General features: G+C 30.5%; 12 protein-coding genes. 7 read left to right on the top strand and 5 right to left on the bottom strand.

Annotation, left to right across the window (positions count from 1 at the left end):
• Window positions 1-73: 73 nt before the first annotated feature.
• Window positions 74-871 carry a formate dehydrogenase accessory sulfurtransferase FdhD gene (fdhD, locus tag QX51_RS13335; RefSeq protein WP_039680393.1) on the bottom strand — a complete coding sequence of 266 codons (798 nt, stop codon included), beginning with the start codon at window positions 869-871 and terminating at the stop codon, window positions 74-76.
• A 251-nt stretch (window positions 872-1122) separates the two neighbouring features.
• Here fdhD and QX51_RS13330 point away from each other — a divergent pair, with 251 nt between their 5' ends.
• Window positions 1123-1917 carry a formate/nitrite transporter family protein gene (locus QX51_RS13330; protein WP_039680392.1) on the top strand — a complete coding sequence of 265 codons (795 nt, stop codon included), beginning with the start codon at window positions 1123-1125 and terminating at the stop codon, window positions 1915-1917.
• Between the two features lie 81 nt (window positions 1918-1998).
• Here the strand turns inward: QX51_RS13330 and QX51_RS13325 are convergent, their stop codons facing one another.
• Genes QX51_RS13325 through fdhF form a run of 4 tightly spaced genes read right to left on the bottom strand, consistent with a single transcriptional unit; the run spans window position 1999 to window position 6704 of the window.
• Window positions 1999-2544, bottom strand: a complete 546-nt coding sequence (locus QX51_RS13325; protein WP_039680391.1) for a 4Fe-4S dicluster domain-containing protein — start codon at window positions 2542-2544, stop codon at window positions 1999-2001.
• On the bottom strand, window positions 2545-3921 hold the full coding sequence (locus tag QX51_RS13320) for a [FeFe] hydrogenase, group A (protein ID WP_039680390.1): 1377 nt from the start codon (window positions 3919-3921) through the stop codon (window positions 2545-2547).
• Window positions 3922-3939: 18 nt separating this feature from the next.
• On the bottom strand, window positions 3940-4494 hold the full coding sequence (locus QX51_RS13315) for a 4Fe-4S dicluster domain-containing protein (protein WP_039680389.1): 555 nt from the start codon (window positions 4492-4494) through the stop codon (window positions 3940-3942).
• A gap of 59 nt (window positions 4495-4553) precedes the next feature.
• Window positions 4554-6704, bottom strand: coding sequence for a formate dehydrogenase subunit alpha (gene fdhF / locus QX51_RS13310; RefSeq protein WP_082007839.1), 2151 nt, complete (start codon window positions 6702-6704; stop codon window positions 4554-4556).
• Between the two features lie 570 nt (window positions 6705-7274).
• On the opposite strand from fdhF, the gene murB reads away from it, so the two are divergent.
• The 6 genes from murB to whiA all read left to right on the top strand — a co-directional run bounded on the left by murB (window position 7275) and on the right by whiA (window position 12396).
• Window positions 7275-8189: a UDP-N-acetylmuramate dehydrogenase gene (murB, locus tag QX51_RS13300; protein ID WP_039680386.1), complete on the top strand. Its 915-nt coding sequence runs from the start codon at window positions 7275-7277 to the stop codon at window positions 8187-8189.
• A 3-nt stretch (window positions 8190-8192) separates the two neighbouring features.
• Complete coding sequence (locus QX51_RS13295) at window positions 8193-8909, top strand: PHP domain-containing protein (RefSeq protein ID WP_039680385.1); 717 nt, start codon at window positions 8193-8195, stop codon at window positions 8907-8909.
• A gap of 18 nt (window positions 8910-8927) precedes the next feature.
• Window positions 8928-9785, top strand: a complete 858-nt coding sequence (rapZ, locus tag QX51_RS13290) for an RNase adapter RapZ (protein ID WP_039680384.1) — start codon at window positions 8928-8930, stop codon at window positions 9783-9785.
• A gap of 12 nt (window positions 9786-9797) precedes the next feature.
• Window positions 9798-10913: a gluconeogenesis morphogenetic factor MgfK gene (locus QX51_RS13285; protein WP_039680383.1), complete on the top strand. Its 1116-nt coding sequence runs from the start codon at window positions 9798-9800 to the stop codon at window positions 10911-10913.
• A gap of 65 nt (window positions 10914-10978) precedes the next feature.
• Window positions 10979-11404, top strand: a complete 426-nt coding sequence (locus tag QX51_RS13280) for an NUDIX domain-containing protein (protein ID WP_039680382.1) — start codon at window positions 10979-10981, stop codon at window positions 11402-11404.
• 17 nt (window positions 11405-11421) lie between these two features.
• Entirely contained in the window at window positions 11422-12396 is a 975-nt protein-coding gene (gene whiA, locus QX51_RS13275) for a DNA-binding protein WhiA (protein ID WP_039680381.1), read from the top strand.
• The last annotated feature ends 37 nt before the right edge of the window (window positions 12397-12433 follow it).

Below are 12433 nucleotides of genomic sequence, written 5' to 3'. Positions count from 1 at the left end.
AAATATATGAGTATATTTTCATTATGAAATAAAGAAGGACTGATTATTTATAAGAATACAGTCCTTCTTTATTTTATTCGAACAATATTCTATAGGGATTAGTATAAATATTCATTTTTTTGCCTCGAACAAAGCCTACTAAAGTAATATTTAATTTTTGAGCAGTTTCTATTACTAAACTTGTAGTAGCAGATTTAGCGACAATGACAGGTACCTTGACTCTCGCAGCTTTTTTTACCATTTCAAAAGAAAGTCTACCACTGACAAATATAACTTTATTATCAAGTGGAATATCGTTTAATATACAGTGGCCTATGGCTTTATCCATGGCATTATGTCTAGCCACATCTTCACAAGCAATTACTAGTTTATTATTTTCATAAATACCAATACAATGAACACCAGCAGTATTTTTGAATAGTTGAGAAAAATTTAGATTATTTTCCATTGTCTCATATATGCTACTGACGCTTATTTTTAAATTATCATTACAAATAGGATTAGTTTTTAGAAAATCATAGTCATTTAGATAAAGGGTATTTTCATCATCATTAACTATAGGCTCATCGATGTTTACATAAGCAATTTTTTTACCATGATTTATTTCAAAGTTTAAAATATCTTCTTTACGACTAATCAAATTTCTAGAACATAAATATCCAACAACTAATTCTTTTAGTTTATAAGGAGAACATAAAAAGGTGTTTTCGTATTTTCCATTAATAACTAACCCGAGTGGAAATTCTGCAACAACCGTATCGCTAATTTTAGTACTGTCTAAATGATTTACCCTTATCAAAGGGAATTCAAAAGAATAATCGTATTCATAATTAGCCAAATAATTATTATTTTTTTCGTTGAAATTTGTCATTAAAAAAACCTCCAAATAAGAAATATATAAATATAAGATATAGATAAATGTAGAGAAAAATTATATTGTGTCACTTATATAATACTTTAATTGTATCAGTTTTATTTTTGTTATAGGCTCATATAATAAAAAATATTAAGAACTTATTTTGGCATTAAGAATAATGTATACATGTTCGAAAACTAATTATTTCTGTTAAATATTGCTATAATTAATATAAGGCAATAAACTTGTAAGAGGGGGTTACTTTTATGGAAAAAAGATTTTTGACACCCAAGGAAATAGCTAATGCAATGGTAAATGTTGGAGTTGGGAAAGCCAACTTAAAAACATCAGCAATGATTTATTTAGGTATTTTAGCAGGCATGTACATAGGATTTGGGGGACTGGCTAACACAATAATAAGTCAAACTTTAGGTAATATAGACCCAGGTTTGGCTAAGTTTGCTGGTGCAGCAGTTTTCCCTGTTGGACTTATATTAGTAGTTGTTGCAGGAGCAGAATTATTTACTGGAAACAACTTAATGACATTAGCTGTTATGAACAAAAAAATTACTTTATCACAAATGTTTAGAAACTGGGGAGTCGTATGGGTAGCTAACCTAGTTGGATCTGTATTTTTAGCACTAATAGTATTTTATGGTGGTGTTTTAGGTGGAGATGCAGGAACAAAAGCTATAGCAATAGCTGAGAGTAAAGCATCTTTAGATATTATGGCATTAATATTTAGGGGAATAATGTGTAATATTTTAGTTGTACTAGCAGTATGGATTGCAGCATCTGCTCAAGATGTAATATCAAAATTGTTTGCTTGTTGGTTCCCAATAATGCTATTTGTACTATGCGGATTTGAGCATAGCGTGGCAAACATGTTCTTTATACCAATGGGAATGTTATTAGGAGCTAAGGTTACTATGGCTGCATTAATAAAAAATTTAGTATTTGTAACAATAGGTAATATACTTGGAGGAGCTATAATAATACCATTCTTGTACCAAAACTCATACTTAAAAGAAGAAAAGCAAGTTTCTAAACAACAGTCATAAATAAAAATATAATTTAAGATATAAAAATACTACCTTTAAATTAAGAAAGGTAGTATTTTTTTATTTATGGAAAAAATTATATTATAATTTGATAGTGGCAGATTTTCTTTTATTTTTTATAGATTGAGACAAATCCTCCTCTGTTACAATTTTAAATGCAGAGGTTGGGCATACTCTTACACAAGCAGGGCCTTCATCTGAATTTTTACAAAGGTCACACTTATTAGCTACCATTTTTTCTATACAAAATAATTTATCATTTGGAATATTTTCTAAATTAACTAGTTTTCCTTTTTCTGTGTCATTTAAATTAATGGCACCAAAAGGACATGCTAACATGCAGTTTTTACATCCGATACATTTTTCCTCATTAACAACTATGGAATTATCTTCTTTTGTAAGAGCATTATGAGGACAAGCTTTTGCACAAGGAGCATCTTCACACTGTCTACATTGTATAGGAGCACTGACTTGAGCATTTTTTACCACTTCTAATTTTGGATTAAAATTTATATCTTTTGGATCTTGATAGAATATATCTTTATTGCTGTGTTCAACTACACAAGCTATCATACAAGTTCTACATCCGATACATTTTAGTGGGTCGGCTATAACAAAATAATTCATTTAGTTAGCCACTTCCTTTCCTATACAATATTTAGTGTGTAGTAAATGATGAGACACACTTCCTAAAGGCTCTTTCAAGAAATCCTCATATATCTTAGTTATTTCTGGATTTTCATGAGATTTTCTAAGAGGTAAGTTTTTATCATGATTATAAGTAGCATCTGCTCTATTTTTATAAGCTAATTCTCTATACTCTTCTAATAATAACTTAGGTTGACCACCACCACTTACACATCCTACAGGGCAAGTCATGACCTCTATAAAATCTAGGTTTAGTTTACCAGCCTTTAAATCTTCTAAAACAGGGACAACATTTTTAAGTCCTGTAACAATACCGACATTCAATGTTAAATCTCCAATTTTTATTTCTGCAGTTCTGAAACTTTCTGATCCTCTAACTGCAGGTATATCTATACTTGGAATTTTATCTCCAGTTATAACTTCGTAACCAGTACGAAGAGCAGCTTCCATAACACCACCAGTAACACCAAATATAGTACCAGCACCAGTGTATATTCCTAAAGGAGTTTCAAACTCACTTTCTTCGAGAGTATTAAAATTAATACCAGCATCTTTTATTAAGTATGCTAACTCTCTAGTAGTTAAAACAACATCAACATCTCTGTATCCGCTAGATTTCATTTCTGGTCTATCACATTCAAATTTCTTACATGTACAAGGCATAATAGAAACACTATAAATATCTTTTGCTTCAATATTATTAATTTCTGCTCCATAAGTTTTGAAAACAGCACCAGCCATTTGCTGTGGCGATTTACAAGTAGATAAGTGGTCTGTTAACTCAGGATAATTATCTTCTAAAAACTTAACCCAAGCAGGACAACAAGATGTGAACATTGGTAAAGTTCCGCCAGTTGTAACTCTTTTAATTAACTCATTTCCTTCTTCCATAATAGTTAAGTCTGCTGCAAAGTTTGTATCATAAACCTTATCAAATTTAAGAGCTTTTAACGCAGCAGCCATTTTACCTGGAGTTAAAGAACCTAATTCCATTCCAAAGTCTTCACCAAGAGCCACTCTAACAGCAGGGGCACATTGAACCATAGTTATTTTACTAGAATCTTTTAAAGCTTCTTTTACTCTATCCACATCACATACATTATTTGCAGCAAATAGAGGTTCATTAATTATTTCAGGCAACTTTCTTTCAGATTTTTTATTTTCTATAAGTTCTTCACCATGATCAATAATAGAGGCATAAGACTTACAAACCTGAACGCACTGACCACAAACTACACAACGGTCTTCATTTATTTTTTGTGGCTTGCCAGCTTCTCCTTCAATTGCAAAGGCAGGACATACTTTTACACATTCTTGACATCCTGTACATAAATCTTTATCTATACTAACTATCATACTTTTATCCCCCTTATCCTATTTAGTAGCTGACAATAAATTTAAAGCAGCTTTAATGTTTTTCTCTTTTTTATCTTCAAGAGGAGTAACAAGTCTTAAAGCTTCATTAGGACATGCATTTACACAAGCTATTTTGTCATTATCTTTGCATAAATCACATTTATAAGCTATTTTTTTGCTTTCATTTATTGCAATTTGCTCAACAGGTTTATTATCTTTAAATTGGGCTAATAAGTCGATAGCTCCAAAAGGACATGCAAGTAAGCAAGTTTTACATCCTATACATTTATCATCATCAACAATTACAATACCATCAACTCTTGAGATTGCTTTTACAGCGCAGATATTTAAACAAGGAGCATCCTCACAATGTCTACATTGTATTGGCATACAAATATCATCATCTTTAACTAAATAAAGTCTTGGAATTACAGGAATCTCTACAGTACCGACTGTATAGCTTACAGAGTTACTTTTTTTTGTGTGAGTAGTAAAACAAGCTACTTCACAAGCTCTACAACCAGTACATTTACTAGAGTCAGCAATTACAAATGAGCCTAATTTATTTTTCATACTATTTCACCTTTCTTTAATATAATAATTCATTAAAATCAGATTGAATGTCTCCTTGATTAGATATTTTTAACACCCATTTTGACTTTTAAATCTTTATAAGTATTTTTTACGCATTCTTCAGCATAGTTTTGATCTTCTATTTTTTCTACTTTAACAGCACAATATTTATATTCTGGAGTTTTTGAAATAGGGTCAAGACTAGATATTGTAAGTTCATTACAAGCACCTACCCACCATTGATAAGTCATATAAGTAGCTCCTTCTTGAACTCTATCTGTTACTAAAGCTCTTGTTAATACACTACCTCTTCTAGAACTTACTCTAATTATCTCATTATCTGTAATACCAAGTTTTTGTGCATCTTTATAATTAATTTGTAAATACCCAGGTTCATCCTCCAATTGAGAAAGAGTTCTACAGTTACCAGTCATTGTTCTAACAGAGTAATGTCCAACTTCTCTTACAGTCGATAAACTAAAAGGATATTCATCATCTTCTATTTCATAAGGAGGTCTCCATTCAGTTGCAAATAATTTACCTCTACCGTTATCAGTAGAGAAATTACCATCTTTGTGAAGGAACATAGATCCTTTATCTTCATCAGATTCACTTCTACATGGCCACTGAACACAACCTAGTTTTTCTATTTTTTCGTAAGTTGCACCGAAGAAGCTAGGAGTTAAACTTCTCATTTCATCCCAAATTTCTTTTGTGTTATTGTAACTCATAGGATATCCCATGGCAGTAGAAACTCTACATATAATATCCCAGTCAGTTTTTACGTCACCTTTAGGTTCTACAGCTTTTCTAATTCTTTGGAAACCTCTATCAGCACAAGAATAAACACCATCGTGTTCACCCCAAGATGTGGCAGGCAAAATAACATCTGCATGAAGAGCAGTTTTGTTCATAAATATATCTTGTACAACGACAAATTCACAAGCATCCAAAGCCTCCCTTACTTCACCTGCATCTGGATCACTTTGAACAGGATCCTCACCAAATATATAGTAAGCCTTTATTTTATTTTCTTCTAAAACAGCATGTGGAACTTCAGTTAATTTAACACCTATTTCAGATGGAAGGGTAACACCCCAAGCTTTTTCGAATTTTTCTCTGATTTGAGGATTAGTAACTTTTTGATAACCTGGATAAACATCTGGAAGAGCACCCATATCACAAGCGCCTTGAACATTGTTTTGACCACGAACTGGTCCAATACCAACATTTGGTCTTCCTAGGTTTCCTGTAAGTAAAGCCAAAGAAGCTAAACCTTTAACTACATCAACAGCTTGTGAGAATTGACAAACACCCATGCCGTATAGAATCATAGAATCTTTTGCCTTTGCATATTCTCTCATGGCTTGTCTTATGGCGTCAGCTGATATATTAGTATATTTTTCTGCATATTCAGGAGTATAAGGAGCGACAATTTTTTTATATTCTTCAAAATTGTCAGTATGATTTGCTACGAAGTCTTTGTCATATAGATTTTCATTTATTAAAACATTACCAAAGGCATTAACTAAAATCATATTAGTTCCACCTTTTAAAGCTAAATGCATATCAGAGATTCTTGCAGTTTCTGTAACTCTAGGGTCAACAGTTATTATTTTAGCTCCTTTTTCTTTTGCTCTAACAATTCTTCTTGCAACTATAGGGTGAGAATCGGCACCATTATATCCGAATACAAGTAATAAATTTGCATCTTCAATTTCAGGTATAGAGTTAGACATTGCACCACTACCTAATGAGTAAGCCAAACCGGCTACAGATGGAGCATGTCAAACACGAGCGCAGTGATCCACATTATTAGTGCCTACTGCAGCCCTCATGAACTTTTGCATAATATAGTTAGCTTCATTTCCTGGGCCCCTGGCAGAACCAGTTCCCATTATTGAATCTGGGCCATATTTTTCTTTGATTTTATTTAGTCTAGAAGCTGTATAAGAGATTGCTTCATCCCATTCAACTTCTTTTAATACACCATTTTTTCTGATTAAAGGTTTAGTAAGTCGTGGAGTTAAAATTTGTGGATCATTTAGAAAATCCCATCCATAATGTCCCTTAAGGCATAGTGTACTTTCATTTGTTCTTCCTTGGGCAGGTTTGCTTTTTATGATTTGATTTTTTTCTTCATCAACAACTAGATAAAATTGACATCCAGCACCACAGTAAGGACAAGTGGTTAAAACTTCTTTTTCCATGAGTTTATCCCCCTTATTTTAAAATACTTTACTGATAAATATAATATTTGCTCAATATTAATGAAAATATTGAGCAAACTAGTAAACTTAAATATTAAGTAAAAATGATGAAGACTTTTTATGATGTATGAATTAAAATTTATCAATTAAATTAATCTTATATATAGCAATGTTAAAATATGCTAATTTAATTGTATCACCTATTTTTTCCAGATTCAACTTTAAGAAATGTAAAATTAATTTTAATTAGAACTTAGCACAATATTGTTTTTATTAGACTTACAAATTGTAAATTTAAATATTAAATGAGATTATGATTTATTTTACAAAAAGAGCAAGGCTTATATAGTAGAAAATCAAGACGCTTGTTTAGTACTTGGTATTTAAGAAATTTTCATTAAATATTATAAAGATATGTGGTAAAATCATTTTATGATTAAAATTTATCCTTTTTTAAGTAAAAGCATATACTAAAAGTAAGGATAAAACGTATAGCTTGATGCTATGTAAATATTTGTAAGATAAAGTCAATTATTGATTAATAAAGCTAATGATTTGGGAGGAAAATAAATGAATAAGGAATTTATATATAGAGAGTTATTAAATATATTAGATGAAGAATGTATAAAGGTTGATGAGCCTATGAAAAAACATATTTCATTCAAAGTTGGAGGACCAGCAGACTTTTTAGTTAAGCCAAAAACAGAAGAGGAATTAAGTCAAATTATAAAGTTTGTTAAAAAAGAAAATATACCATTTTTAGTTATAGGAAATGGCTCAAATCTTCTTGTAAAAGATGGAGGTATAAGAGGTATAGTTATAGAATTATCAGATAACTTTAATAATTTTGAAATAGATGGAACAATAGTAAAGGCTCAAAGTGGAGCATTACTTGCTGTATTAGGAAGAAATGTAATGAAAAGTTCATTAACAGGATTTGAATTTGCAGCAGGAATACCAGGTACTTTAGGAGGAGCATTAGCAATGAATGCAGGTGCCTATGGTGGAGAAATGAAACAAGTAGTTAAAAGTGTAAGACTTATGGATATGGATGGAAATATATTTGAATTATCGAATGAAGAAATGCAATTTGGGTATAGAAAAAGTATATTATCAACGAAGAACTATATAGTTTTATCTGCGGTAATGGAATTAAAAGTAGGAGACCTTGATGAAATTAAAGATATAATGGCTGACTATTCTAATAGAAGATCAACTAAACAGCCTTTAAACTTCCCAAGTGCAGGAAGTACTTTCAAGAGACCAGAAGGTCATTTTGCAGGAAAACTAATCGATGATTGTGGACTTAGAGGATTAAGCTTAAGAGGTGCACAAGTATCAGAAAAACACTGTGGATTCGTAATCAATTCAGGAGATGCCACAGCAAAAGATATATTAGATTTAATATTTATAGTAAAAAGCACAGTAAATGCTAAATTTGGTATAATGTTAGAGGAAGAAGTTAAAATTCTAGGAGAGGACTAATAAATGAAAATTCTAGCTGATTATCATACACACACTATATATAGTCATGGTAAAGGAACAATAGAAGATAATGTGAAAGTAGCTATTTCAAAAGGGATTGAAACTCTTGGAATATCTGATCATAGCTATGGACATTTAACTTATGGAATTAAGAAAGATAGTATATTTAAAATGAGAGAAGAAATAGACTTTCTTAATGAAAAATATAAAAATAAGATTAAAATTCTATTAGGGGTAGAAAGTAATATATTAGATGATAAAGGAAATATTGATTATGATGATAAAATAGGAGCAGTATTAGATTATGTTATGGCAGGGTATCACTTTGGATCGAAGCCGACAAATTTAAAAGGTCTATTTAATCATGCTAATAATTATATTTTTAAGTCAAATAAATCAAAAGAATATAATACCCTGGCAATAATAAATGCTATGAAAAATAATGATATATTTGTTATTACACACCCTGGAGACAAGGGTGATGTATATATAGAAGATGTTGCAAAAGTTGCAAAAGAAACAAACACTAGGTTAGAAATAAATAGTAGTCACAAATTTTTAAATGTAGATCAATTAAAAAAAATTGAGCATATAGAAAATATGTTTATAGTAGGTTCTGATGCTCATATTCCACAAAATGTAGGTAACTTTGATTTAGCGTTAAATACTATTAAAGAAGCAAAAATTGACTTATCATTAATAGAAAATATTAAATTTTGATAAAAAGGGAGTTTACAAATGAAGTTTATAATAGTTACTGGACTTTCTGGTTCTGGAAAAAGTGAAGCGATGAGAGCTTTAGAAGATATGGGCTTTTATTGTGTAGATAACTTACCACCTACTTTAATTCCTAAATTTGCTGAATTATGTTATCAATCTAATTCAACTATAGACAAGGTGGCATTAGGAATAGATGTAAGAGGAAGAAAGTTTTTCGAAGCATTACATGAAAGTTTAAATACCTTAAGAAAAGATAAATATCCTTTTGAAGTGCTGTACTTAGATTGTGCTGATGATGTTTTATTAAAAAGATATAAAATGACAAGAAGAAACCATCCTCTGGCAATTAATAGACAGATACCAGAAGGTATAAAAATGGAAAGAACAATACTGGAACCATTAAAAGAAATTGCGGACTGTATAATAGATACGTCTAATATGAAACCTAAGGACCTTAAGGAAGAAATAAGCAAAATTTATGCACATGGAGAAGTTAATAATAACTTAACTATATCTGTAGTTTCATTTGGATTTAAACATGGAATACCTTCAGATTCTGATTTAGTTTTTGATGTGAGATTCCTGCCCAATCCATATTATGTTGATGAATTAAGAAGTAAAACAGGTGAAGACCAAGAAGTTAGAGACTATGTTATGGATGCAGATATAAGTCATCAATTTTATGAAAAATTAATAGATATGATTAACTTTTTAGTTCCGCAGTATATCGAAGAAGGTAAACACCATTTGGTTATAAGTATAGGATGTACAGGTGGAAGACATAGATCTGTAACAATAAGTAATCTTATAAGCGATGAACTAATGAAACAGGGATATAGAGTAGTTAAGAAGCATAGAGATTTTATGCTAAGATAGGCGGAGGCAGCTATGAAATATTTGGCTTATATTATAGATATTCTAGGTATGGTAACTTTAGTTCTAGGGATAGCTTTTTTTATAAAAGCAAAAAAACAAGTAAAAAAAGATAAAGATAATGAAAGAAAAACTATAAAAGATAATAAGGCTCATGTAGTCGTTATTGGAGGAGGAACAGGTCAATCAATTTTCTTAAGAGGTCTTAAGAAAATTACCCCTAACATCACTGCAGTAGTTACTGTTGCTGATGATGGTGGAGGATCTGGAGTATTGAGATCTGACCTAGGAATGTTACCGCCAGGTGATATAAGAAACTGCTTGTTAGCTCTGGCTAATACAGAGCCTACTATGCAAGAAGTAATGCAATATAGATTTGAAGAAGGTGGTCTAAAGGGTCAAAGTTTTGGAAACCTTTTTTTAGCAGCTATGAATGGTCTATATGGAAACTTTGAAACAGCTGTTTACAAATTAAGTGAGATTTTTAATATAACAGGTAGGGTTTTACCAGTTACATTAGAAAGTATAGACTTGATTGCTAAATTAAATAATGGAAATATAATCAAAGGGGAATCTAAAATTCCTAAGGAAGTAAGGAAACAAAAAAGCAAAATTGAAGAAGTATATTTGGAGCCTAAAGATGCGAAACCATTAGATGATGTGATTAATTCTATTTATGAAGCAGATTACATTATAATGGGTCCAGGCAGTTTATATACTAGTATAATACCAAATTTATTGGTAGAAGGTGTAGTTGAAGCTATAAAAGGAACTAATGCAACAAAAATATATATTCCTAATGTAATGACACAACCAGGTGAAACCGATGGATATAATGTACTGAATCATGTTGAAGCTATAAACAAACATACAAAAGAAAATTTGATTGATTATGTTATAGCTAATGATGAAATAATACCTGACAATCAATTTGAAAAATATAAAAAAGATGGAGCAAAACAAGTATTATTAGATAAGAAGCAAAAAATTGAATTAAAGAACATGGGAATCAAAGTAGTCGAAGGAGATTTAATAGAAATTAAAAATGACTATATTAGACATCACGCAGATTCTATATGTGAAGTAATCAATAATTTGGCACTAAGTCATGATTATGACAGGGCAAGGTAAAAAAGGATTTTAAAATTTTATGTAGAAATCCTTATTATTATGTTAGTTTTAAGGAGTGAACATCTATGAGAGAAGAAATTAGTGCCGGTGGGGTGGTGTTATTTGGAAATGCTATTCTTCTACTGAGAAAGTTTAATGGTGACTGGGTATTGCCAAAGGGAAAAGTAGAAGAAGGTGAAAATAACGAAGAAGCTGCATTAAGAGAAGTGTCAGAGGAAACAGGAGTAAAAGCCGAAACCTTAAAATATCTTGGAGAAATACATTATACTTTTAAAGAGAATTGGGACGAAAATAGAGCTGTTCATAAAACTGTATTTTGGTACTTGATGCATGCTAAGAACATGGATACAGTACCACAAAAGGAAGAAGGATTTGTGGACGCTAAGTTTATTCATATAGATAGAGTTGTTGATCTAGCAAGATATGATGATGAGAAAGAAATTATAAAGGTGGCTTTAAAAGAAATAAAAAAAAGATTAAAAAAGAGTTAAAATAATAGGTGGTATATATGTCTTTTTCTACAGAAACGAAAAATGAATTAGCAAGAGTGATACCAGAAAGCTTATGTTGCAAAAAAGCTGAACTATCAGGAATAGCAAAGTTGGCTGGTAGTATTCAAATTGCTGGATATAAAAAGATTAACTTGAAAATTTCTACAGAACTAAATTCAGTAGCTAGAAAAGTTTTTAAAGCATTAAAAACTGATTTTAATATAAATACGAGTATTGTAGTTAATAAAAACCAAATGTTAAAAAGAAATAATAGCTATGTACTAACGGTTAAAAGTGATATGGGTTCTGAAGAGTTAATGAAAACTTTAGGTCTTTTAGAGAAAGATGAAGATTTTTTACCTTGTCATACGGTTCCATCCTGGGTATATGAAGATGAGGAGTGTAAAAAAGCCTTTATCAGAGGAGCGTTTTTAGGTGGAGGTTCTATAAGTGATCCAGAAAAAAATTACCATTTAGAATTTGTTACTAGCAATGAAGAGTTTGCAGAATCTTTAATGAATTTAATTAACTCTTTAGGTTTAAACTCAAAGATAGTATGTAGAAAAAATTCTTATGTTGTATATTTAAAAGAAAGTGAACAAATATCTGACTTATTAAGTCTTATAGGTGGTTTTCAAGCTCTTTTAAGTCTACAGAATACAAAAATATTAAAGCAAATGAGAAATGATGTAAATCGAATCGTAAATTGTGAGACTGCTAATCTTTCTAAGACAGTTAATGCAGCAGTAAGACAAGTGGAAAATATAAAATTAATTCAAAAAAAAATGGGTATAAGTAGATTACCCGAAAGTTTACAGCAAATTGCTTTATTAAGAGTGGAAAATGAAGATTTAACATTAAAGGAGCTAGGAGAATTATTGAATCCTCCAATTAGTAAATCAGGTGTAAATCACAGATTGAAAAAAATAGAAGATATAGCTAATGAATTGAGAAATAAAGAATTTGATAGTGAAAATAATAATGAAAACTAATTATTAAGGGGGTTATATTATATAGCCTCTTTTTTAA

Source organism: Terrisporobacter othiniensis, from assembly GCF_000808015.1.
Lineage (GTDB): Bacteria > Bacillota > Clostridia > Peptostreptococcales > Peptostreptococcaceae > Terrisporobacter > Terrisporobacter muris.
The sequence above is the reverse complement of the archived record's forward strand: the minus strand, read 5'-3'. Positions and strand labels throughout refer to the sequence as shown.

Coding starts and splice junctions, on each gene's coding strand:
- QX51_RS13320 (WP_039680390.1), bottom strand. CDS start 3,921: ATGATAGTTAGTATAGATAAAGATTTATGTACAGGATGTCAAGAATGT.
- QX51_RS13285 (WP_039680383.1), top strand. CDS start 9,798: ATGAAATATTTGGCTTATATTATAGATATTCTAGGTATGGTAACTTTA.
- QX51_RS13325 (WP_039680391.1), bottom strand. CDS start 2,544: ATGAATTATTTTGTTATAGCCGACCCACTAAAATGTATCGGATGTAGA.
- QX51_RS13315 (WP_039680389.1), bottom strand. CDS start 4,494: ATGAAAAATAAATTAGGCTCATTTGTAATTGCTGACTCTAGTAAATGT.
- murB (WP_039680386.1), top strand. CDS start 7,275: ATGAATAAGGAATTTATATATAGAGAGTTATTAAATATATTAGATGAA.
- QX51_RS13330 (WP_039680392.1), top strand. CDS start 1,123: ATGGAAAAAAGATTTTTGACACCCAAGGAAATAGCTAATGCAATGGTA.
- rapZ (WP_039680384.1), top strand. CDS start 8,928: ATGAAGTTTATAATAGTTACTGGACTTTCTGGTTCTGGAAAAAGTGAA.
- whiA (WP_039680381.1), top strand. CDS start 11,422: ATGTCTTTTTCTACAGAAACGAAAAATGAATTAGCAAGAGTGATACCA.
- fdhD (WP_039680393.1), bottom strand. CDS start 871: ATGACAAATTTCAACGAAAAAAATAATAATTATTTGGCTAATTATGAA.
- QX51_RS13295 (WP_039680385.1), top strand. CDS start 8,193: ATGAAAATTCTAGCTGATTATCATACACACACTATATATAGTCATGGT.
- QX51_RS13280 (WP_039680382.1), top strand. CDS start 10,979: ATGAGAGAAGAAATTAGTGCCGGTGGGGTGGTGTTATTTGGAAATGCT.